The organism is Dorea ammoniilytica (assembly GCF_025567415.1).
Taxonomy (GTDB): Bacteria; Bacillota; Clostridia; order Lachnospirales; family Lachnospiraceae; genus Claveliimonas; species Claveliimonas ammoniilytica.
Genome location: NZ_JAOQJV010000004.1, coordinates 111,929 through 134,424 on the forward strand (window position 1 = coordinate 111,929; position 22,496 = coordinate 134,424).

The 22,496-nt window shown below is 43.3% G+C and carries 21 protein-coding genes; 5 read left to right on the plus strand and 16 right to left on the minus strand.

Annotation, left to right across the window (positions count from 1 at the left end):
* Positions 1 to 62: 62 nt before the first annotated feature.
* A complete protein-coding gene (locus OCV65_RS05090; protein WP_118383806.1) occupies positions 63 to 2,138 on the minus strand; it encodes an elongation factor G in 2,076 nt (691 codons plus the stop codon).
* 202 nt (positions 2,139 to 2,340) lie between these two features.
* Between OCV65_RS05090 and OCV65_RS05095 the strand changes: the two genes are divergently transcribed.
* Entirely contained in the window at positions 2,341 to 3,435 is a 1,095-nt protein-coding gene (locus tag OCV65_RS05095; protein ID WP_262581172.1) for a prephenate dehydrogenase, read from the plus strand.
* Positions 3,436 to 3,475: 40 nt separating this feature from the next.
* A complete protein-coding gene (gene aroA, locus OCV65_RS05100; RefSeq protein WP_262581174.1) occupies positions 3,476 to 4,777 on the plus strand; it encodes a 3-phosphoshikimate 1-carboxyvinyltransferase in 1,302 nt (433 codons plus the stop codon).
* Between the two features lie 59 nt (positions 4,778 to 4,836).
* On the opposite strand, the gene OCV65_RS05105 is transcribed toward aroA, so the two are convergent.
* Both OCV65_RS05105 and OCV65_RS05110 read right to left on the minus strand, forming a co-directional pair.
* On the minus strand, positions 4,837 to 6,969 hold the full coding sequence (locus tag OCV65_RS05105; RefSeq protein ID WP_262581175.1) for a CocE/NonD family hydrolase: 2,133 nt from the start codon (positions 6,967 to 6,969) through the stop codon (positions 4,837 to 4,839).
* A 24-nt stretch (positions 6,970 to 6,993) separates the two neighbouring features.
* Positions 6,994 to 7,380 carry a DUF6483 family protein gene (locus tag OCV65_RS05110; RefSeq protein WP_118384050.1) on the minus strand — a complete coding sequence of 129 codons (387 nt, stop codon included), beginning with the start codon at positions 7,378 to 7,380 and terminating at the stop codon, positions 6,994 to 6,996.
* A gap of 187 nt (positions 7,381 to 7,567) precedes the next feature.
* Here OCV65_RS05110 and OCV65_RS05115 point away from each other — a divergent pair, with 187 nt between their 5' ends.
* Together OCV65_RS05115 and OCV65_RS05120 are read left to right on the plus strand one after the other, a co-directional pair.
* Entirely contained in the window at positions 7,568 to 7,786 is a 219-nt protein-coding gene (locus OCV65_RS05115) for a helix-turn-helix transcriptional regulator (RefSeq protein WP_118384049.1), read from the plus strand.
* On the plus strand, positions 7,776 to 8,561 hold the full coding sequence (locus tag OCV65_RS05120) for a DUF3169 family protein (RefSeq protein ID WP_262581177.1): 786 nt from the start codon (positions 7,776 to 7,778) through the stop codon (positions 8,559 to 8,561). Before OCV65_RS05115 ends, OCV65_RS05120 begins: the two co-directional genes overlap by 11 nt.
* Before the next feature lie 76 nt (positions 8,562 to 8,637).
* On the opposite strand, the gene OCV65_RS05125 is transcribed toward OCV65_RS05120, so the two are convergent.
* The 11 genes from OCV65_RS05125 to OCV65_RS05175 form a co-directional block, all read right to left on the minus strand.
* A complete protein-coding gene (locus tag OCV65_RS05125; RefSeq protein ID WP_262581179.1) occupies positions 8,638 to 9,975 on the minus strand; it encodes an MATE family efflux transporter in 1,338 nt (445 codons plus the stop codon).
* Between the two features lie 208 nt (positions 9,976 to 10,183).
* Complete coding sequence (locus OCV65_RS05130) at positions 10,184 to 10,423, minus strand: Imm32 family immunity protein (RefSeq protein ID WP_118384046.1); 240 nt, start codon at positions 10,421 to 10,423, stop codon at positions 10,184 to 10,186.
* 16 nt (positions 10,424 to 10,439) lie between these two features.
* Positions 10,440 to 10,841, minus strand: coding sequence for a nucleotidyltransferase substrate binding protein (locus OCV65_RS05135; RefSeq protein ID WP_262581180.1), 402 nt, complete (start codon positions 10,839 to 10,841; stop codon positions 10,440 to 10,442).
* Positions 10,825 to 11,094, minus strand: a complete 270-nt coding sequence (locus tag OCV65_RS05140) for a nucleotidyltransferase family protein (protein ID WP_118384056.1) — start codon at positions 11,092 to 11,094, stop codon at positions 10,825 to 10,827. Before OCV65_RS05140 ends, OCV65_RS05135 begins: the two co-directional genes overlap by 17 nt.
* 49 nt (positions 11,095 to 11,143) lie before the next feature.
* Positions 11,144 to 12,316 carry a serine/threonine-protein phosphatase gene (locus OCV65_RS05145; RefSeq protein ID WP_262581183.1) on the minus strand — a complete coding sequence of 391 codons (1,173 nt, stop codon included), beginning with the start codon at positions 12,314 to 12,316 and terminating at the stop codon, positions 11,144 to 11,146.
* A gap of 1 nt (position 12,317) precedes the next feature.
* A complete protein-coding gene (locus tag OCV65_RS05150; RefSeq protein ID WP_262581185.1) occupies positions 12,318 to 14,030 on the minus strand; it encodes a [Fe-Fe] hydrogenase large subunit C-terminal domain-containing protein in 1,713 nt (570 codons plus the stop codon).
* 21 nt (positions 14,031 to 14,051) lie between these two features.
* The gene (locus OCV65_RS05155) at positions 14,052 to 14,696 is read right to left on the minus strand and encodes an HAD family hydrolase (protein ID WP_118384043.1); all 645 of its coding nucleotides are present in this window, start codon (positions 14,694 to 14,696) and stop codon (positions 14,052 to 14,054) included.
* Positions 14,697 to 14,807: 111 nt separating this feature from the next.
* Positions 14,808 to 16,550, minus strand: a complete 1,743-nt coding sequence (locus tag OCV65_RS05160) for an NADH-dependent [FeFe] hydrogenase, group A6 (protein ID WP_262581186.1) — start codon at positions 16,548 to 16,550, stop codon at positions 14,808 to 14,810.
* A 15-nt stretch (positions 16,551 to 16,565) separates the two neighbouring features.
* The gene (gene nuoF / locus OCV65_RS05165; protein ID WP_262581188.1) at positions 16,566 to 18,461 is read right to left on the minus strand and encodes an NADH-quinone oxidoreductase subunit NuoF; all 1,896 of its coding nucleotides are present in this window, start codon (positions 18,459 to 18,461) and stop codon (positions 16,566 to 16,568) included.
* Positions 18,462 to 18,492: 31 nt separating this feature from the next.
* Positions 18,493 to 18,987 carry an NADH-quinone oxidoreductase subunit NuoE family protein gene (locus OCV65_RS05170; protein ID WP_118384040.1) on the minus strand — a complete coding sequence of 165 codons (495 nt, stop codon included), beginning with the start codon at positions 18,985 to 18,987 and terminating at the stop codon, positions 18,493 to 18,495.
* A gap of 351 nt (positions 18,988 to 19,338) precedes the next feature.
* Complete coding sequence (locus tag OCV65_RS05175; protein ID WP_118384039.1) at positions 19,339 to 19,572, minus strand: hypothetical protein; 234 nt, start codon at positions 19,570 to 19,572, stop codon at positions 19,339 to 19,341.
* Positions 19,573 to 19,837: 265 nt separating this feature from the next.
* On the opposite strand from OCV65_RS05175, the gene gap reads away from it, so the two are divergent.
* A complete protein-coding gene (gene gap / locus OCV65_RS05180) occupies positions 19,838 to 20,860 on the plus strand; it encodes a type I glyceraldehyde-3-phosphate dehydrogenase (protein WP_262581190.1) in 1,023 nt (340 codons plus the stop codon).
* 181 nt (positions 20,861 to 21,041) lie between these two features.
* Here the strand turns inward: gap and OCV65_RS05185 are convergent, their stop codons facing one another.
* Entirely contained in the window at positions 21,042 to 21,881 is an 840-nt protein-coding gene (locus tag OCV65_RS05185) for a hypothetical protein (RefSeq protein WP_262581192.1), read from the minus strand.
* A 5-nt stretch (positions 21,882 to 21,886) separates the two neighbouring features.
* Positions 21,887 to 22,474, minus strand: a complete 588-nt coding sequence (locus OCV65_RS05190; RefSeq protein ID WP_262581194.1) for a hypothetical protein — start codon at positions 22,472 to 22,474, stop codon at positions 21,887 to 21,889.
* Positions 22,475 to 22,496 lie beyond the last annotated feature (22 nt).

Sequence of the window (22,496 nt, forward strand, 5' to 3'; positions counted from 1 at the left end):
AGACCGGCATTTAAAAAGGATATGCCCTCAAAAGAGCATATCCCTTATCATATTTATTCCAACTATTCCTCTGCGCGTTTTGCGATCTCAGCTTCCTGCACATCAGACGGAGCCTGTTCGTAGCGTGCAAATTCGTATTCGTAAGTTCCTCTTCCGCCTGTCATAGAACGAAGTACGGTACAGTATCCGAACATACCTGTCATCGGCACATCTGCCTCAATCACGGTCTTGCCGCTTCCAACCGGATTCATGCCAAGCACACGACCGCGGCGCTTATTCAGATCTCCCATAACATCACCGGTATAATCATCCGGTACGGTAACCTTAACAGACGCGATTGGCTCCAGAAGTACCGGACCTGCTTCCATCACGCCTTTCTTGAACGCCTGAATCGTAGCAGTCTTGAATGCCATCTCAGATGAGTCTACCGGATGATAAGATCCATCATAAAGAACAGCCTTTACTCCAACTACCGGATATCCTGCAAGAGGTCCCTTCAGAACAGATTCCTGAAGTCCTTTCTCTACTGCCGGGAAGTAATTCTTCGGAACTGCTCCGCCAACTACTTCTTCTTCGAACACATATGGTGTCTCCAGATCTCCGGATGGCTCAAAACGCATCTTAACATGTCCATACTGTCCATGTCCTCCGGACTGTTTCTTATACTTGGTATCTACGTCAGATTTCTTCTTAATAGTCTCACGGAATGCAACCTTTGGTGTCTCCAGTGTGATCTCACATTTGTATCTGGCAGCCAGCTTGCTTGCAAGTACTTCCAGATGCTGGTCTCCCATACCATACAGTAGTGTCTGACGATTCTCGCTGTCGTTCACTACCTTTACAGTTACATCCTCTGCCATCATCTTCTGCAGAGCCTGAGATACCTTATCCTCATCGCCTTTGTTCTTGCATACATACTTCATATATGTATAAGGCTTAGAGTAATCCGTCTTGCCATAGAGTATCTGATTATTCTTGGTTGAAAGTGTATCACCGGTCTTCGTATTCGGAGACAGCTTGGCAATGGCACCAATATCTCCTGCAAACATCTCGCTGACTTCCATCGGCTTATTACCACACATGGTATAGATCTTACCAAGCTTCTCTTCCGTCTCTGAAGATGCATTGTACATGACATCATCGCCCTTTAACACACCAGAGCATACTTTTATGAAAGAATATTTACCGATAAACGGATCTACCATTGTCTTAAACACATACGCTGTCTTTGGAGAAGCGAAGTTATAATGACCTTCAAACATCTCGTTGGTCGTGCGGTTCACACCGATACACTCTCTGTAATCCGGACTCGGGAAGAATCTTACGATATCAGACAGGAGATTCGCAACACCCTGCGCCTGAATATTAGATCCCATAGCCACCGGTACGATTGTACCTTCCATAACTTCTGTACGCATGGCTGCACGAATTTCTTCAACAGAGAATTCTTCTCCTGCGAAATATCTCTCCATAAATTCATCACTTGTCTCTGCTACAGACTCAAGTAGCTTCTCACGATACTTCTCTACGTATTCCATGCAGTAATCCGGAATCTCGCACTCTTCTCTCTGGCTGATACCGGTGTATCTTCTTCCTGCATTCTTGATAATATTGACATATCCCACCAGCTTTTCATTCTCACGAATCGGTGAAAAATGCGGTGCGATCACTTTTCCATACTTTTCGGTAAGATCTTCTACAATCTGACGGAAGCTGGCATCATCCACATCCATCTCAGTTACATAGATCATACGAGGCAGATTATACTTATCACAGAGTTCCCATGCCTTCTCTGTTCCAACTTCTACACCGGCTTTACCAGATACTACGATAACTGCTGCATCTGCTGCACTGACTGCTTCTTCTACTTCGCCTACGAAGTCGAAATATCCCGGCGTATCCAATACGTTAATCTTTGCTTTCTCCCATTCAATCGGAACAAGTGTTGTACCAATTGAAAATCCGCGTTTCTGTTCCTCTTTATCAAAATCGCTGATCGTATTGCTGTCTGAAACTTTACCCATACGATTCGTAGCGCCTGATACATAAGCCATGGCCTCAACTAGACTGGTTTTTCCACTGCCTCCGTGTCCCAACAGGACCACGTTCCTGATCTCGTCTGTTCTGTAAACCTTCATATTTCGCTGCCTCCTTAATTTGTAAAATCTTACACTCGATTGAGTATGGTTATATTGTACTAAAATTTTCAGATATTTTCAACACTTATATACAATTTTTACAATCAATTATACTTTTTCGCTTTAAATCGTAAAATCATTGACAAAAAAAGTTCTACGGTAGTAAAATGTCATTATCGTGACGAATTCGGAGGTATGACATATGAAGAAAAAGATTGGATTTATCGGACTTGGCCTGATCGGAGGCTCACTCGCAAAGGCAATACGCCAGTACTATCCGGATTATCAGATTGTTGCATTTGACAAGAATAAGGAGACTCTGGCACTGGCTACTCAGGAATCTCTGATTGATGTAGCCGCGACTACCATTGATGAGAATTTTCGGAATTGCGGATACATTTTCCTGTGTGCACCTGTCTCTTATAATAATGCTTACCTGCCTCAGGTGAAGCCATTTCTTGATAAAGATACGATTCTTACTGATGTAGGAAGCGTGAAAACCGGCATTCACAAAGAAGTGCACCGCCTTGGCATGGATGCGAACTTTATCGGTGGACACCCGATGGCTGGCTCCGAAAAAAGCGGCTACCCAAATTCCAAGGCAATGTTACTGGAGAATGCTTACTTTGTGCTGACTCCGACAAAAGAAGTCAGCCGTGAAAAAGTGGATGCATACACTACTCTCATTGAAAGTCTGAAAGCACTGCCAATTGAGCTGGACTGCGAAACGCATGACTATGTAACAGGTACGATCAGTCACCTTCCACATATCATCGCATCCTCTCTGGTCAACTACGTGAAGCAGGTAGACACGAAAGACGAACTGATGAAGCTGCTGGCCGCTGGAGGATTCAAGGACATCACTCGCATCGCTTCTTCCTCACCGACTATGTGGCAGCATATCTGCCTGAAGAACAAAGACAATATTCTCAATATCCTGGACGCATATATGGATGAGCTGAAACAGATTGCTTCTATAATAGAAGACGAAGACGAGCAGGGCATTTACCAGTGGTTTGACAGCTCCAGAAATTACCGCAATTCGATTCCGAACCGCTCATCCGGTCCGATTAAAAAAGTATTTGCCGTATACTGTGATATTATTGATGAAGCCGGTGGAATCGCTACGATCGCAACCATCCTTGCATCCAACAATATCAGTATTAAAAATATCGGAATCATCCATAACAGGGAGTTTGAAGAAGGCGTACTTCGTATCGAATTCTACGATGAGGATTCCTCTTCACGGGCAGCCGCACTGCTTCAGAAGCACCGTTATGTGGTATACGTACGTTAAGGCACAGATCATATATACTCAGCAGAAAGGATAGCATACTATGAAAGAAGCAACGATTACCGCTCCGTCAACCGGATTAAAAGGGAGCGTTATCATACCGGGAGACAAATCCATCTCCCACCGTTCTGTGATGTTCGGAGCACTTGCCAAAGCCACCACAGAGATTACGAATTTCCTGCAGGGAGCAGACTGTCTGTCAACGATCAGCTGTTTCCGCAAAATGGGAATCGAGATTGAGAATACACCGGAACGGATCCTTGTACACGGCAAAGGCCTGCACGGTCTGTCTGCCCCGGATTCCACACTGGACACCGGCAACAGCGGCACTACCACCAGACTGATTTCCGGTATTCTGGCGGGGCAGAATTTTAGCAGCATCCTTTCCGGTGATGACTCCTTAAATTCCAGACCGATGGCACGTATCATGGAGCCGCTGAATTCCATGGGTGCCAAGATAACAAGTATCGATGGAAATAACTGTGCGCCACTCCGCATTGAACCGGGCACACTTCACAGTATCCATTATCATTCCAAAGTTGCTTCTGCGCAGGTCAAATCCGCGATCCTGTTGGCTGGATTATACGCAGATGACACAACCGCTGTCACAGAACCGGTGCTGTCGCGTAATCACACAGAGCTGATGTTAACAGGCTTCGGTGCCAATATTGCATCCGAGACACACGCAGACGGAACTGCTACTGCATCCATCACCCCATGCGAAGAGCTTTATGCACAGAAGATCCAGGTTCCGGGTGACATTTCATCCGCCGCATACTTTATCGCAGCCGGACTTCTGGTACCGGGTTCCGAGATCCTGGTCAAAAATGTAGGTATCAATCCTACCCGCGCCGGTATCTTAAAGGTCTGCGAAGCTATGGGGGCTGATATTACTTATCTAAACGAGACTTCTGCCGGCGGCGAACCGACCGCTGACCTTCTCGTGCGTTATTCACCGCTCAAGGCAACCGTCGTAGAAGGAAGCATCATCCCGACACTGATCGACGAGATCCCAGTGATCGCCATCATGGCCGCCTTTGCCGAAGGCACTACCATCATCCGGGATGCTGCTGAGTTGAAAGTCAAAGAGACCAACCGCATCGACACCGTAGTCCAAAACCTCCGGGCAATGGGCGGCACCGTCACTCCGACCGATGACGGTATGATCATCGAAGGCACCGGCGCATTAAAAGGTGCACATATCAACAGTCATCTAGATCACCGGATTGCTATGGCATTTGCCATTGCAGGACTGGTTGCTGAAGGGGATACCGTAATCGGAGACAGCCAGTGCGTGGATGTGTCCTATCCGGCATTTTTCAAGACAATTGCACAGTTGAGATAACCGTAATAAAAAGGCGTGTAAAAATGATTCTTCATTTTTACACGCCCTTATCTTTCTCTTTATTCGTCTGCTTTGATCAGCCTATCATCTGTATCCTTTGTCACCGGTACTTTCGCTTCTACTGAAGCATTCTCTATCTCAACCGCATAGGTCTTATGGATCAGGCAATTCACCGGATCTTCGGTTGCAATTACAAGCGCAAGTCTGTGTCCAGACTCGACTGTGTATCTGGTCGCATTCATATAGATGTGATAGTCATGATATTCGCCCTTTTTCAGCTCGATACTGTTCGTTGCTGTTACCGGATCATAACCGGCTTCCGGATTACAGAGGTCCGCAAACGCACGAGTGATCACACGATAGTTCTTATGTACAGTGGCAAATTCAACTTCATCAAATGCCGGAATATCTCCGCCGTTAATCACGCCACCTGCTTTCACTTTTTCTACCGGAATCGTATTTCTTTCCGGATCCACACTCTGGATGCTGTCAAACTTCTCATCACATACATCACAGAGCAGCAATGCAACCTCCACATCGTCCATCTTTCCGGAAATGCTGGAATCACCAAGCTTCATGGTCAATGTATCCACATCATTTCTGTTCTCCGGATGGAAGTCCTGCTCTGCATCACCGTCTTTTAATGCCGCCTTAAGCTTCACGCACACGGTTCCCTGTATGGTTACTGCTTCCTCAAAAGCAGAAGTCATATATCGTCTGTTCATATTGCCGGACTGCAATGCCATCCGCTCATCAAAGTTTTCGGCACTGACACCTGCTGCTTCCCAATCTGTATCGATGACAGTCGTTCCCGTCTCTTCACATGCAAGATTCATGGCATATGCCGTCTCCCAGGACTCTGCCGTCTCCCATTTCTTCTGATCGTAATTCGTCTGTACCAATACTGCCGGCATATCCTCAGCATGATTATCCACATCATACAGATAATAAGAAATCCATTTGTTAACAATGTCATCATAGAATTGTCCATCCACCAGGATTCCATATTCCCTGTTTGACATGGTCGGTGTAATATGCGCACCCTGATGCAGTAACAGCTTCACATTCCGACCTGCCTTTTTAAAGGACTTGTACATCATTTCAAACTGCTTGGTAGACACATTTTCATCATTCAGTCCATGCACGATCAATGCGGTGCATCGGATCTTATCTGCATTCAGGCAGTAATTACCGCTTCCCCAGAATTCCTCATCGTAGTCAAATCCACACTTTAACTGCCGAAGACTAAGTTCATGGTGAAATGCTGCCATATCATCCAACTGTTTTTCAGATAATGATTCGTCATGATAACGGCTGGAACAGTAGTAAGCGAGAAAACTGTTCAATACTTCTTTCGGCCAGTAACGCTGTGCTCCCTGCATATTCTGCTGGGAATACCAGTCTGCAATTCCTGCGATTGGAATGATCGTCTTCAAACCTTCCACTCCTGTTGTTGCCACCGCAAATGGCATAGTTCCCGCATAAGACCTTCCGGTCATTGCAACATTGCCATTCGACCAGTCTGCCTTCGTCTGGATCGTTCCCTCACGATTCGCATATGCCACGCGGTCTCCATGCAGCCATTCTACCACGAATTTGAATGCATCTCTCTCATAATCGGATCCCACATAGTTGAATCCATCTGAACCAAGCGTACCGAATCCACCACACAGCACAACCGCAAAGCCACGAACAAGGTAATAATTAAAAGTATCCAGATTGCTATAGACCATGCTATCGTTATTACCTTTATCCGGATAATACCAGTCTGACGGATTAGCTTGAAGGGCAAGCTCCATTGCACCGATACTTCCAGTCGGAACACGTGCCGGAACCTCTCGCTCAAGGTCTGCAAAATCAAAATAGCGGTATTCCTTTTCTGCCACTTCTTTCATATGAGGATATCCATCTTCATTCACACCTGCACAGTACGGACGAGCTTCAAATAATGTTGCGGCTTTGTAATTTCCCTCCACCGCACTTCTTGGAACCTGTACAACTGCTTTGACCAGGTCTCGCTTTCCATCTCCGTCCATATCATAATCAGACTCCACATATACCGCATATCTCACAATACTCGAAGTCTCCGGATTATAATCTGCACCTGTCTTGCCATCCGTAAATGGAAATACCGGCTGCGCCATTCCATTCTCAAATACTGGTACTTTACTGTAATTTCTTTCGTTCATCATACTGCCTCTCAATCATATATAATTCTATTCCATAATCTTTACGATATTCCCATATCCCGCTTTTTGCAATATCTGTTTCGCACCATCCAGGATTTCTTCGTCCGAATAATCATGATCCCACAGAAAATCTTTCTTCTTTTCAGAAAGATATTGATAGAATAGCAACGCTGCCGCCAGTTCCTTTTTATCACTGTAATCAATGTCATCCAGCATGAGATTCTCCGCCTCATTAATCTGTCCATTGTCGATCATATCCAGCAGATCATTCAAATCTGTTCCCGACACTTCATATCCATTCTTCCTCTCTTCATCCACGGATACATATTGCTTGCCGAGCAAAATAGAAAACAGCACACTGACCATTTCTTTGATCATACGCATGATATAATCCTTCTCATCCTCAAACCTCATGGCTGCACCTCCTTGATTTCAAAGTATTGTTTTGATAAGTATAACATAGTTTTCACACATATCAAATAATATGCATAGTTTATAATGACAAGAAAAGTTGTCAAAACATATTGACAAAGATAGTTGTCAATGCTATCCTATTTTTGACAAATAAAGTTGTCATTTTATCATAAAGGAGGATCTTAGATTGCCGTTACTGAACCGCTTAAAAGAACATAGATCCAAATTAGGCATGAACCAGACAGAGCTTGGAAAACTTGCCGGAGTATCCAGACAGACCATCAGTCTAATCGAACGCGGAGACTACTCGCCCTCTGTAACACTGGCATTAAAGCTTGCAATGATCTGTAATGTAAAAGTTGAAGATATATTTGAATATGAGGAGGATGAAACCCATGAAAAATAAAGATAACCTAAAAACAACCAGTCTTAGCAAACTGACATTAAAAATGGCTGCCGGTGCCATCGTCGGTGCTATATTGGGTGCTTCAGCAGCTGTATTGCTCTCGATTAACAACGGAAATTTGTTCAATCAGGCTGCGCAGAAATTAATCTCAGGTATTCAGAATATGATCTTTCCGGGACTGCTTCTGATCACTGTACTTTCAATTATATTGCAGGAGATCTATTATTCCAGATTAAAGAACATCTGCAACAGTCTCGCGAATGCTGATGACGAAGAATTTGATGAATTAGATTATAAAGAAGAAAAGACCGGTGCCATGCTGATGACCAGCAACCTGCTGTCTTATATAGGAGGCATCGTACTATTAGCATTTGGTTATTCTATGGATTATCTGCACCACAGCATCGCACTCGGTGCCTGCCTCACATTTTTAATCTGCGTCTTCTATGACGGTATTATGCAGGCACGCTATATAAAGCTGCTGCAGAAGACACATCCAGAAAAGAAAGGGGATGTATCTTCTATGAAATTCCAGCAGCAATGGTTGGAAAGCTGTGACGAAGCCGAAAAAGAAGTCATTTACCAGAGCGCATATAAAGCATTTTCATTTACAAGTAAATGTCTTAGTTTCCTGCTTCTTCTCACCATGCTGTCACATCTGTTCTTCCACACAGGTGTCCTGGCAATCCTTGTAGTCGGAATCACTCAGATAATCCTGGCACTGACCTATAACAGATCCTGCGTAGAATTAAAAAAAGTAAAAGTCGAACGCTAATTAATCCAGCCTGCCTGCGATCGCATCTTCAATCATGCCTGCCAGCTTCTCTGCTGTGACAGGCATGATTTTTGTATTATACGTTATGATCTTTATGTCGGAAAAAGATATGCCTGATAATAAGTCCGGCCATCACCGCCGTCAGCACATCTGCACATGCCTGTGCCGCCAGCACTCCTGTATATCTAAATATTTTGGACAGAACAACAATCGTCATGGCATAAACTACGCCCTGTCTGCTGATCGACAGCACAAGTGCTCCCGACGCATTTCCCACAGACTGGCAGACACAGGTTGATACCAGCGTTACTGCCATGAACATCATACCGAACTGCTGATACCGAAGCATCATAGCTCCATTATTTACAATCCCCGGATCATTCATAAATACTCGGATAACTGTAGGTGCAAAGATACTGACAAGTACTGCAAATCCAAGTCCGGTTCCCATCTCAAACAAATATGCAAACTTTAATATTTCTTTTAATCTTTTTTCGTTTTTTGCGCCATAATTATATCCTACAAGCGGCTGACCGCCAAATGCAAATCCGACCAGTATCAGAGCCGTGAGCATATTGGCTTTTAATGCAATTCCCATGGCTGCGACTTTGTCCGTTCCGTACTCCAGCAGGAAATGATTCGTCAGCATGACCATAAAGCTCTGCATGAGATTTGTGATTGATGCCGGAATGCCAATTAACAGAATGTTACCTATCATATGCCCGGAAATTCTGGTCTCCGTAATTGCCACTGACAAACGGTTTGCCTTTTTCATCATCGCATACATATAATAAAGATCCGCTGCCATATTGCCAAGCACCGTTGCGATTGCAGCTCCTGCCGCCCCTTGTTTCAATCCAAAGATAAATACCGGATCAAGAATAATATTCACGATAGAACCGATAATAGAACCAAGCATTGCCTGTGCAGCCAGTCCTTCCGTGCGGAGAATATTGGTCGGCACAAGTCCAAATATGATAAACACTGCTCCTATCGCAATCCATGTATAATATCCACTGGCATACTGCATTGTCACATCATTTGCTCCCAATACCCGAAGAATCTGCGGCCGGAACAATAACAGTATGATCGTCACACAGATGCCAAATACAATCGATCCCCAGACACAGAATGCACTGACTCTCTTCGCATCCATATTTCTCTTCTGTCCAAACAGCCGGGAGATTACCGAACTTCCACCAAGTCCAAAGATATCTCCAAACGCAATCATCATCGTAAATATCGGTGCCGCCAACGACACTCCCGCCACCAGTTCCTGCACTCCTGTCAATGCGATAAAATATGTATCCACCATATTATAAACCAGCGAAACCATCATACTCATTACCACGGGAAACGCAAGCTTCATATAAGCTTTCGGCACTGATGTCTGTTCAAATAATTCGTTCTCCATACTTCTCCTTTCCGATTTTCCACTGTCAATATTATTCCACCATACATCAAAACATCCATAACCCGAATTATGGATTATGGATGTCCAACCGTAGCATTGAAAATCAACGCTCTATCATATTAAATTCTTAGAATTTTTGTTCACAGGTGAGTATTTTAGCAAAGTCAGAGTAAAATGTCAAATATAACATATCTACTATTAAATATGTTTATCTCGAACTTTCTACATCTTCTTCTAAAAAAATAATAAAATCCGATTCTTCTGAAGTCCACTTCTTATTAAAATCTCTGTAGTGATAATGATCTCCTGCTTCATAATTTGTATTCTTAATCCGATTTAGAAAATCTATAATTCTATCCAGTTCTTCGTTGTTGCATTGTAACGTAGTTTCACTCAATTTCATCAGTTTTTCTTCATCATTATCTTTTTCATAACCAAAAGCTATCATACTCATTCCCTCTATTTTATAACATTAATTCATTTACCACATTTTTGAAATCATAGAATAAATCAATATATTTTTCTACAATCGTATTACAATGAGCCTTCACGATCTCACAATCATAATCATGTGTAAGTTCATTTCTTACTTTCAACATTTCCATCCATACTTCATCTGAAATCAGATTTGCTTTAAAAGCTTCTCTAAGTACTTCTCTCGGAGATCCTGATACAAATCCAATAATTGCATAATATTGAATCAATATGTCTTTCATTACTTTCCATGCCAGATCAAATGTTATACTGAATTTAGCACTGGTCCCGCTCAGCACAAAAGAGTCTGAAAGGTCTCTTTCCCTGGCTTCTGCCAATGCATCCAGGGATTTAGTAAAAGACACAAAACGTCTGTTAAATTTCTCGTCCATACTGTCTGATATCCTCCTTTAACAAATCATTTCTACAAGTATCCATATTCAACAAATCAACACTATACAATGTTGGCAATTCTTCTATCTTTTCCTCAAGTATATCAAAATTCTTTACTCCCGTGACCGCGATATCTATATCACTTCGCTCTCTCGCAGTCCCTTTTGCTCTTGATCCATATAAAATCACTTCTTTAGCATGAAAGTTTCTGCAAAGTTTTGCAACCTCACTTATAACTTCTTCGACCTTCATAATATCACCTGCCATTTTACTACTTTTAATAATTCTTTTTCAATACAGTCTAATAATACTTCACTGTCACATGTTTACCCATCCGCTCTGCACAATCCTTCAGCTGTTCTACCAGATTCATACGCACACTGAGATCGAATGGCAAATTGGAATTCTGGTGTGCAGGATTTAGTGCTTTTCCTACAAAAAGATTCAGATCCGTACACTCTTCGATCAACAGCCTTGCAAGCTTGGCTGCACCGTTCTCTGCATCCAGTGTATCAAAAAATGCTTCATCAAAATCATCATTTTCATAGCGGTGCAGGAGATCCAGCGCACTTCCTATGGTCAATACGCCTTCCGTTACCAGATCCAGACCTTCCATTGTTGCCATTGGCGGAATCTTTGGATCTGCATGCTTGACCAGCGTTACGATCTCCCGTTTTAATACACGAGATGCCACATTGGCACTGGTACCGCCACAAATAACTTTCTTGCCTTCCTGCTTCATAAAATCATGTACAACCCGCTCATCATCTTCCTTTCTGGACGGTGGACCTGTGAAGATATTGACCACCTGTCTGCGGATAACTCTGGTTACTGCAACGGTTGTATCATCTCCCGGCTTCTGTCCATACAGGTCGTAACACACCTGGCTGAGCATAGCTGCCAGTCTTGCTGCCGACAATGTCTCGTTCGTACATTTTAGCGTATAAGCTGCCATGTCATCCCACTCCCAGTTATAGTTCATAGTTTCTTCTTCGCCGGCCCAGATTGCCCCATCACTCATCAGTACGAAACAATCATTGAGTTCTACATGAAAACGATACTCACGAATCTTCTTTCCTTCAATTACGCGTTCCTGGTAAGGATAGTTTATTATTTCTTTGTTGCGTATAAACACGCATTTTGGATTATCATATTCTACCAGATAGGCTTCTCCGTCTCGAAAAATCTGCAGGATACTAAAGGTTGCATATGCTACTTCCCGTTCTTTACAGATAGGCAGTGTACGGGCAATTGTCTCAACACAGGCATCAATTGCAGCCCCTTCCCGAAACATAGTTCCCAGAATCTTAGACGTCAGCGTTGCAAGAATATTCGCTTTTACTCCACTTCCCATACCATCTGCAAGAATAATAATACTGGAATCTTCTGTTTTCAGTACTTCGACTTTATCTCCACACAATTCTTCACGATTCTTGTTAAAACTTTTCCAGCAAATATCTACACTTACACTCATCTTAATCCTCTCCGTCATCCAGAATCGAATCTCTCAACTTAGAAAGCGTCACTTTGGTCTCTGCTGTAGTCTCTCCCAGCAGTCCGGCAATTTCCTGTGCTACCATCATCTGCTTATCAATGACCTTCTGCGCGATATCAATCGTCTCCATCTTCAGATTCATGTGCTGTTCTCTCGCCTTTTCCTCTTTGCTCACATCCTGATAGACAACCAATGCCGAATCCACCGACTCTATATACACAATCGTTTCTTTAGCAATAACATCAAGTGTTTCTAACTGAATTCGTTTCCTTAAAATGGATTTTTTATCTTCCAGCACCTGTTCAATATCTTCAACCTCAATAAATTCAAAAATATATCGCTCCAGTGCCTCTTCTCGGGAAATTCCCAGCTTATCCAGCATTCTTTTATTACATTCCCTTATATGCATATCCCGATCAACAATCAAGACCATGTTCGGTGTCGCGTCCATCACCAGATTCGACATGGATTCAGCCTGTGCCACTGCGTGTGGCAGACACATACTGATCTCTGCCTTGCCCTGATATACAGCTTCTGCTTTGGCTCTGCAGGTAGCATATCCACACGCTCCGCAATTCAGTTCATCCTGTCTTGTATATTTTCCCATGGCGCGAAGCACTTCTGTAAGCTCTCGTTCTGTTGGCTGATTATCCTGGATGTAACGATCTTCAAATACCTTATCCAGAAGAATTGGCTCATGTTCTATATGCACAGCTTCTTCCGTATATTTCACCTGATGCTCCAGATCCAGCCTTGCTTTTAGCATAGAACGCTTCCACCGCTCAGCAGCCGGTCCTTTTACACATCCACCTTTACATACATTTAGTTCAAAAAATCCGCCTTTTACCTCTCCACGTGTCAGTTCATCCAGCAATTCCATACATGTCTTAATTCCCTCTGCATGAAATTTCTCATAATGATCTTCCGGTCCTTCTGTCAACACGGAGGTAATCACACCTCCGCCTATTGGATACAACCGGTTCACCCCCGGATCCGGATTACCCATCGGCTTGTCTTCGCATTCCTTAACCCTGATACCTTCTTCTCTCCACCAACGAATAACCTCTTCAAATGTCAAAATGGCATTAATTGCTCCCTCTACCCGCTCATCTCCAACTGCTTCTGCTTTTTTAGCAATACAAGGTCCCAGAAAGACGACTTTCACATCTGGTCCATACATCTGCTTAATCAGACGTCCATGTGCAATCATCGGAGATACAACAGGAGCCATCATCGGGACTAATGATGGATAATATTTCTCGATCAAATCATTAATACTTGGACAACAAGTAGAGATGATGTTCGTCATCTGTCCACTTTTAAGTAGCTTTTGATACTCTTCTGTGACTAATGCTGCACCTTCTGCTGTTTCCCGCACTTCATCAAACCCAAGCCTCATAAGTGCATCTACCACCTGTCCGGGCTGATCAAAGTCAAGTACACTGAGATATGACGGTGCAAGTGAAAGCACCGTACGCACACCTCTCTGAAGATATCCCTTCACCCGTTCCATATCGCTGGCAAATGTCTTGGCATTCTGCGGACAGACTTCCAGGCACTGTCCACAGTGAATACAGTGATCCTCCATAATATGCGCCTGTTCATTCTGTACTGAAATTGCCTTTACCTCACAATAACGGACACATTTGTAACAATGTCTGCATTTGGCATCCTTAAAATCAATGACCTTCATGCAAAGCCCTCCTCACATACCTTAATATCTCAATATTTCTTCTGGTGTCTCCACAATAATATCAGCTCCGGCTTCTTCTAATTCTTCCCGGTTTCCAAATCCATAAAGCACTCCGATCGTATCCATGCCATTCGCTTTACCGCCCATAATATCATGCGAACGATCGCCGATCATCACCGCTTTTTTATGATCAATTCCTTTATACTTCTGCAATGCATAAGCAATCACATCATCTTTATGCACTCTGGTCTCGTCCATAGACGCTCCGGCAATACAGGCAAAATACTTCGCCAGATCAAAATGTTCCAGAATCTGCTCCGCAAATAACTCAGGCTTTGACGTAGCAACAATCAATGTCTTTCCTTTCGCATTCAAGCCCTCTAACAGCTCTTTTACGCCATGATAGACCTCATTTTCAAACATTCCCCCGTCAGTATAATATTCCCGGTAATAATCGATTCCCTTGCGTGCTTCCTCCGGTGACAGATCAAAATACTTCTGAAAGCACTCTGCAAGCGGTGGTCCGATAAACTTACGCAATGTCGTTTCCTCATACTCTGTAATTCCAAATTTATGCAAAGCATGACGGATTGAATTCATAATTCCTTCTCCTGAATCCGTCAGCGTACCATCCAGATCGAATAAATAATATTGATAGTTTCCCATTACAGCCTCCCTCATTGATGTCAGACATCAAAGATATTCTGCTTTTATTGTATAGAAGAAAGGGCAGAAATGCAATGCATTTCCACCCTTCTAAAATATTATGGGCTATCCTTAATTAACTGTGCGTTTTACATAGGTTGTATGCAATGTCTCATGTGCTTTCTTGCTTCCCGGTTCTCCCAGATACTCTTCATACAGTTTCTTGATTGCCGGATTCTCATGCGATTTACGGATTACCTTCGCCTGATCATTGCGATACAGTACGCTTGCACGAATACTACGTACATCAGTGAAATTACGCACATCACCGGATACCTGCGGCTGACCGCCTCCGTTGACACATCCGCCCGGACATCCCATGATCTCGATAAAGTGATACTGTTTCTCACCAGATTTCACCTGCTCCAGAAGTTCTCTTGCATTGCCAAGTCCCGAAGCAACTGCCACACGAATATCCATGCCTGCCACCTGATATTCAGCCTCTTTGATGCCCTTTGTGCCACGCACATCTGTAAATTCCAGATTAGCAAGTTCTTCTCCCGTCAATGTCTCCACCGCAGTACGAAGAGCTGCTTCCATAACACCGCCGGTCGCTCCAAAGATTACTGCCGCTCCCGTAGACTCACCCATCGGATCATCAAAGCCTTCCTCCGGAAGTGCAGTAAATTCTATACCACAACGACGGATCAGTCGTGCCAGTTCCCTGGTAGTGATGGCAATATCCACATCCGGTACTCCGGCTGCATTCTGATGATCTCTTCCGATCTCGAACTTCTTGGCCGTACATGGCATCACGCTGACCGATACGATATTCTTCGGATCGATACCCTGCTTCTCGGCAAAGTAAGTCTTCACCATCGCCCCAAACATCTGCTGCGGCGATTTGCAGCTGGACAGATTCTCTGTCATATCCGGGAAATAGTGCTCGCAGTATTTGATCCATCCAGGCGAGCAGGATGTGATCAGCGGAAGCTTTCCACCATTCTGTACACGATCCAGAAGCTCATGTGCCTCTTCCATAATCGTCAGGTCTGCTGCCCAGTCCGTATCAAATACACGGTCAAATCCGATTCTTCTGAGCGCTGCTACCATCTTGCCTTCCACATCCGTTCCCATCGGATAACCGAATTCTTCGCCAAGCGCGGCTCTGACAGATGGTGCAGTCTGAACGACCACGTATTTCTCCGGATCAGCGATTGCTTCTATAATCTTATCTGTATAATCTTTTTCATATAATGCACCGGTCGGACAGACTGCGATACACTGTCCACAGGATACACAACTGGTCTCTCCAAGTCCCATGTCAAATGCAGAACCGATAAAGGTCGCAAATCCACGGTTATTGGTTCCGATCACGCCGACTCCCTGAACTTTCTCACAGACAGCCACGCATCTGCGGCACAAGATACATTTGTTATTGTCACGGATCATATGCGCTGCGGAATCATCCAACTCATAGTGATTACTCTCACCTGCAAAATAATTCTCATCATCCACGCCATATTCCCTGCAGAGCTGCTGTAATTCACAGTTACCGCTGCGCACACAGGACAGACATTTCTTATCGTGATTCGACAGCAGAAGCTGTAATGTCTTCTTTCTGGATGAAATCAGCTTCGGTGTATTCGTATACACTTCCATCCCTTCACTGACCGGATGTACACAGGCAGCTACCAGATTACGGGCTCCTTTTACTTCTACTACACACATACGACATGCACCGATCTCATTGATCTCCTTCAAATAGCAGAGAGTAGGAATTCTGATTCCGGCTGCATGTGCTGCCTCAAGGATCGTAGAGCCGGCCGGTGCAGATACTTTCAGTCCATTGATTGTAAGATTAACCGTTTCCATATTCTCTATCCTCCCTTATTCCTTATAAATCGCACCGAAGCGACATTTTTCCATACATGCACCACATTTCAAACATTTCTCCGGATTGATCGCATGTGGTTCTTTTACTTTACCGCTGATCGCACCATTCGGACAGATACGTGCACAAAGCGTACAACCCTTACATTTGTCCGCATTGATCTTGTACTGCAGCAGATCCTTACAGACACCTGCCGGACATTTCTTATCCACAATATGGGCAATGTATTCATCTTTAAAATAACGCAAGGTGGAGAGTACCGGATTCGGTGCTGTCTGACCAAGCGCACACAGTGAATTCGACTTCAGATGCGCTGCCAGTTCTTCCAGACGGTCCAGATCTTCCATCGTTCCCTGTCCCTTGGTGATCTTCTCTAAGATCTCCAGCATACGTCTGGTACCAATACGGCACGGTGCACATTTGCCACAGGATTCATCCACAGTAAATTCCAGGAAGAATTTGGCAATATCTACCATACAGGTATCTTCATCCATAACAATCAGACCACCGGAACCCATCATGGAACCAATCGCGATCAGGTTATCATAGTCGATCGGTACATCAAAATTCTCTGTCGGAATACATCCGCCGGACGGACCTCCGGTCTGCGCAGCCTTGAACTTCTTGCCCTTCGGAATGCCTCCGCCGATCTCTTCTACAATCTCCCGCAGAGTCGTTCCCATCGGAATCTCTACCAGACCGGTATTATTGACCTTGCCTCCCAGAGCAAATACCTTGGTTCCTTTGGACTTCTCTGTTCCCATCGATGCAAACCATTCCGGTCCGTTCAGGATAATCTGTGGGATATTCGCCAGCGTCTCTACGTTATTCAGAATTGTCGGCTTCTGGAACAGTCCCTTTAATGCTGGGAATGGCGGACGCGGTCTCGGTTCTCCTCGGTTACCCTCGATCGAAGTCATCAGTGCGGTCTCTTCTCCGCAGACAAATGCTCCTGCTCCCAGACGAAGCTCAATATCAAAATCAAATCCTGATCCAAATATATCTTCGCCAAGCAGTCCGTATTCTCTTGCCTGCTTAATCGCAATATTCAGACGTTCTACTGCGATTGGATACTCTGCACGCACGTAGATATATCCCTGTGACGCCCCAATGGCATAGCCTGCGATCGCCATGGCTTCCAGTACAACGTGCGGATCACCTTCCAGTACGGATCTATCCATAAATGCACCCGGGTCACCCTCATCGGCGTTACAACAGACGTATTTCTGATCTGCTTCATTCGCTGCCGCGAATTTCCATTTCATACCGGTTGGGAAACCTGCACCGCCTCTTCCTCTGAGTCCGCTGTCAAGCATCACCTGAATAACTTCTGCAGGTGTCATCTCGGTCAGCACCTTACCTAACGCCTCATATCCTCTTGTACCTATGTATTCGTCAATATTCTCCGGACTGATCACGCCACAGTTACGCAGTGCCACACGGTGCTGCTTCTTATAGAAATTCGTCTCCTGCAGCGGAAGTACATCTTCTCCCTTCACCGTCTCATCATAAAGCAGTCTCTTCACTACATTGCCCTTTGCCAAATGCTCTTCTACAATCTCAGGAATGTCTTCTTCCTTAATCATAGAATAAAACGCGCCCTCCGGATACACGATCATAATCGGTCCCAGCGCACACAGGCCAAAACAGCCTGTCTTGATCACACATACTTCCTCTTCCAGTCCGTTCTTCCGAATCTCTTCATCCAGACGTTCTCTGATCTTCTGGCTGCCGGATGATGTACATCCTGTTCCTCCGCATACCAGCACATGAGTGCGGTACTTGCCGTGCTCAGAAGCTACAGCCTCTTCCAGAGATTCGTGTTCTGAGCGGTATGCCACTGTTCCCTGCATACGCTCTCTAATTACCCGTAATTCTTCCAGAGATTTCATTCTGTCCCTCCACTTCTAATCAAGTTAACCACTACTCGTATTTCGCAAGGATATCATCTATATCCTCCACCTTCAGGCGTCCGTATACTTCTTCATTGATCGTCATGACCGGCGCCAGCCCACAGGCCCCGATACAACGGCACGCATCCAGCGAAAATCTTCCATCCGGCGTACACTCTCCGCCCACGATACCAAGCTTTTCCATCAGCTTGTTATAAATATCGCCGGATCCCTTTACATAGCATGCCGTGCCAAGACAGACAGATATCTGATATCGTCCCTTCGGACTCAGATTAAACTGTGCATAAAATGTTGCCACTCCATAAATCTTCTCTAACGGGATTCCCGTCTGGTCTGAGATAATCTTCTGGACCTCGATCGGCAGATATCCATAGATGTCCTGCGCTCTCTGCATGATCGGCATCAAAGCGCCTTTTTCATCTTTCAATTCTTCGATCACCTTAAGCAGTTCTTCTTCCTGCTCCTTCGTTCCTCTAAACGGAACTGCAGATTTTTTTGAAAGCATAGCTTTACCTCCATTTGAATTTATCGATTTTCACACAAGTTATTTATTATATTAGCACACAAATTGTCTAATATCTATAATTTTTCTCATTAATTTTCTATTTTTTCGTTGCTATTTATAGTTTGTTTGAATTATTATCAATTAACTTGTGCATTTTTTGTCAAACCATAAATAGAACAAAGAATGTGCCTTGGCACATTCTCGCGCCTGCGGCGGTCGCTTGCGACATCTACCTCATCCGCCGCAGTGCGCATCCTCGCGGAGCGTTTTTTACTTTACAGGAAAGCAATTTCCTGTAAAGTAAAAAAAGAGAACTTTCGCAAGTATATTCTCCCTGCAAAAGCTCTCTTATTACTGCTCTATCTCCACAATCAGATAAAATCCCCGGTCAGTCTCCTCAATCTTCCTGATCACGCCTTTCCTGTCCCGGATCCGCTCCGCTGTGCGGTATATTCCCGACATGGCAATGGATGGTTCTACCAGATAAGTATATCTCCCGGTGCTCGGACTTCGTTCGCTAATCACAACTTCCTGTCCTTCTTCTACCAAACCCGGGCGCTCCATCTTAAAACGTTCCTCTCTCATAACAGCCTCCCATATGTATTATTTCTGCTTAAAATCATAACATTTCTTCACAAAGTTTTCAATCAGTCAGCTATCTTGTATGTATTTTCGTTAATATTTTAATTACTCTTCTATATATAGTATTTTTCATTATTCTATGTTACACTGACAGTAAATTACATCAAATCAGAAAAAGCCAGTTACATTGCTCGGTCAGAATAACCGCACCCAGGATATCTGCGGGTGCTCTATGCATTTAATATGACTTATAGGAGGTAATTGTAAAATGGCAATTTCAATTGGCATCAACGGATTTGGACGCATCGGACGCGTCGCTCTCCGTATTGCCATCAGTCAACCAGATACTTTTAAACTTTGTGGGATCAACGTGCGTAATGCTGATCTGGACTACATGAAATATATGGTCCGCTATGATTCAACATTCGGACGTTTCCAGGGGGAGCTTGACACATATGAGCAGGGTCTGATCATCAATGGTCAGAAGATTCCTGTGTTCTCTGAATCGGACGCTTCTCTGATCCCATGGGACAGCTGTGGTGCTGAATATATCATTGATGCAACCGGTGCCTACTGCACAACGCAGAAAGCTATGGATCATCTGCAAGGCGGGGCTAAAAAGGTTATTATATCTGCTCCTGCAAAAGATGAAGAGACACCTACTTTTATCATGGGTGTAAACCATACCGAATACAACAGTGATATGCCCGTAGTTTCTAACGCATCCTGCACGACGAACTGTCTGGCACCGATCTGCAAGATTCTAGAAGACAATTACGGTATTGAATACGGACTCATGTCCACGATCCACGCAGCTACTGCTAAGCAGAAGGTTGTTGACAGCCGTTCTCAGAAGGACTGGAGAACCGGCCGTTCTGCATTTGGCAATCTAATCCCATCTACCACCGGAGCAGCTAAAGCGATCTCCCTCGTAATTCCTTCATTGAAGGACAAAATGAGTGGCATCTCTTATCGCGTACCTACTTCAGATGTATCTGTTGTTGACTTAAACGTAGCTTTGAAGAAATCGGCATCTTACGAAGAAATCTGCAAAAAAGTTCAGGAAGCCTCTATGACATATTTGTCCGGTATTCTGGATTATGTGGATGATGAAGTAGTATCTTCTGATTTCATCGGAGATTCTCATGCTTCCATCTTCGACGCACGACAGGGCATTCAGGTGAATTCCCACTTTTTCAAGGTGATCTGTTTCTATGACAATGAATGGGGCTATACCAGTCAGGTAATGCGCCTTATCCAGTACATGGATCAGGTCGACCATAATCGCTAAATAGTTCTGAATAGGACCGAGCTCGTTTCTGATTGATATGTAATATACTTTCTGTAAGGGACATATGCATTCGTTATTACGATTATGAACCGAACGACAAAAGACCTGCCGCATTTGTAAAAAGATGCGGCAGGTCAGTTTTTTAACAGCTTTCAGTCAGTAACTACTTAAATTATGCATTTTAGCCAGTCACATCAACCATGTTAGAAATATATTGTACAATATTTCTCATAGTGTCTGTTGATGTTCCTACAGCCTGCACTCCAGTTCCATTCGTAGAAAAATTAATCAACGAATCATCTGTTGCTTTATTTTGATAATACATTGTAGTAAATCGCATTACCACATCATCAGAAGCGTTAAATGAATAATTTGGTTCAAAGAAAAGTGTCATCTGACCTTTCGGATTCGTTTGTAGTGTTTTTTCTGTATCCGATTTAAAAACATCAATATTCCATCCGGCTCCTCCAGTATTTAAAGCATTAACTGTCATTCCAAAATTGAAAAATTCTTCATTCTCTGTTGCCGAATTAATTATAGAAGAAGAACCATTAAACCCTCCCATTTCTGCAAGAGAAAAATATGTAGGATCCCAATTTACAGTAATTGCATCTTTTCCATTAGTTGTTGGAGTTACTAACCATTCATAAGAGAGAATCAATTCACATCCCAATATTTCTCCTGAGTCATACATATAATTATTAACAATGCTTTTTATTTCTAATTGTGTTTTATTTATAGCAGCTCTTGTTGCATAATTGCTTATCATTTCACCTGAACGATTAATCTGCGCAGATACTTTTGCTTTTCCATGAAAATCATATTTTAATTTGTGATATACAGAATTTATATTGTCATCTGATAAATAAGATAATATTTCTTCATCATATCCTTTTTCAATCAAATAATTCTTTTTACTTTGTATATCTGCTCCTTTTCCAGTATCTTGAGCAAAAACCGTCTGTGCTATTAATACTAACAATAATTGTACACAAATTAACATTCTTATAATTTTTTTCACAAATATCACTCCTCCCGTTCTATAGTTTTTATTTCATATGGTTCGTTATAAAAATGTGTAAATCTAATTTCATCTGACACCTCCAAAGAATTTAAAACATTGTTCTCTTGATATATATATTTACAATCCAATAGCACCTCCTCTTTTGCATAAAAATCATATATAGATTTATGCGGTCTAAGTTTTACTTTAATTTCATTACGGTACAAAAAAACTCCTGTTACAACAGCTTGTTCTTCATATAAAACTTCTAATCTTTCAACTCTATCCGGCTTATTATCATAATGCATATATATCACTTCATCGCCATTTTTTATTTCTTTTAAAACTGATGCACTATCTTCCATCCACCTACAATTCAAAACTATTGGATTGTTATCATATGGTTGCAATTTCAATCCATCATAATAATTATTCAAACCATCTAGTTGAACAGTGATTTGTTGTTTGTATAAATCAACATTTATTATCTCACCTTTTTCCTCTAAAAGCAGTGGATTTCTTCTTCCTGTTCCTGGTGCTGTATAACAAATCCAAGCAAACAATACTTCTACTAGTATCACAAGAATTGTAACTTTCCACTCTTTTTTCATTTTCCATTACTCCGCACTTCAA

What these genes read in the sequence shown, in the direction of transcription:
- OCV65_RS05090 (WP_118383806.1), bottom strand. Translation starts at nt 2,138, where the DNA reads ATGAAGGTTTACAGAACAGACGAGATCAGGAACGTGGTCCTGTTGGGA.
- OCV65_RS05095 (WP_262581172.1), top strand. Translation starts at nt 2,341, where the DNA reads ATGAAGAAAAAGATTGGATTTATCGGACTTGGCCTGATCGGAGGCTCA.
- aroA (WP_262581174.1), top strand. Translation starts at nt 3,476, where the DNA reads ATGAAAGAAGCAACGATTACCGCTCCGTCAACCGGATTAAAAGGGAGC.
- OCV65_RS05105 (WP_262581175.1), bottom strand. Translation starts at nt 6,969, where the DNA reads ATGATGAACGAAAGAAATTACAGTAAAGTACCAGTATTTGAGAATGGA.
- OCV65_RS05110 (WP_118384050.1), bottom strand. Translation starts at nt 7,380, where the DNA reads ATGAGGTTTGAGGATGAGAAGGATTATATCATGCGTATGATCAAAGAA.
- OCV65_RS05120 (WP_262581177.1), top strand. Translation starts at nt 7,776, where the DNA reads ATGAAAAATAAAGATAACCTAAAAACAACCAGTCTTAGCAAACTGACA.
- OCV65_RS05125 (WP_262581179.1), bottom strand. Translation starts at nt 9,975, where the DNA reads ATGGAGAACGAATTATTTGAACAGACATCAGTGCCGAAAGCTTATATG.
- OCV65_RS05130 (WP_118384046.1), bottom strand. Translation starts at nt 10,423, where the DNA reads ATGATAGCTTTTGGTTATGAAAAAGATAATGATGAAGAAAAACTGATG.
- OCV65_RS05135 (WP_262581180.1), bottom strand. Translation starts at nt 10,841, where the DNA reads ATGGACGAGAAATTTAACAGACGTTTTGTGTCTTTTACTAAATCCCTG.
- OCV65_RS05140 (WP_118384056.1), bottom strand. Translation starts at nt 11,094, where the DNA reads ATGAAGGTCGAAGAAGTTATAAGTGAGGTTGCAAAACTTTGCAGAAAC.
- OCV65_RS05145 (WP_262581183.1), bottom strand. Translation starts at nt 12,316, where the DNA reads ATGAGTGTAAGTGTAGATATTTGCTGGAAAAGTTTTAACAAGAATCGT.
- OCV65_RS05150 (WP_262581185.1), bottom strand. Translation starts at nt 14,030, where the DNA reads ATGAAGGTCATTGATTTTAAGGATGCCAAATGCAGACATTGTTACAAA.
- OCV65_RS05155 (WP_118384043.1), bottom strand. Translation starts at nt 14,696, where the DNA reads ATGGGAAACTATCAATATTATTTATTCGATCTGGATGGTACGCTGACG.
- OCV65_RS05160 (WP_262581186.1), bottom strand. Translation starts at nt 16,550, where the DNA reads ATGGAAACGGTTAATCTTACAATCAATGGACTGAAAGTATCTGCACCG.
- nuoF (WP_262581188.1), bottom strand. Translation starts at nt 18,461, where the DNA reads ATGAAATCTCTGGAAGAATTACGGGTAATTAGAGAGCGTATGCAGGGA.
- OCV65_RS05170 (WP_118384040.1), bottom strand. Translation starts at nt 18,987, where the DNA reads ATGCTTTCAAAAAAATCTGCAGTTCCGTTTAGAGGAACGAAGGAGCAG.
- OCV65_RS05175 (WP_118384039.1), bottom strand. Translation starts at nt 19,572, where the DNA reads ATGAGAGAGGAACGTTTTAAGATGGAGCGCCCGGGTTTGGTAGAAGAA.
- gap (WP_262581190.1), top strand. Translation starts at nt 19,838, where the DNA reads ATGGCAATTTCAATTGGCATCAACGGATTTGGACGCATCGGACGCGTC.
- OCV65_RS05190 (WP_262581194.1), bottom strand. Translation starts at nt 22,474, where the DNA reads ATGAAAAAAGAGTGGAAAGTTACAATTCTTGTGATACTAGTAGAAGTA.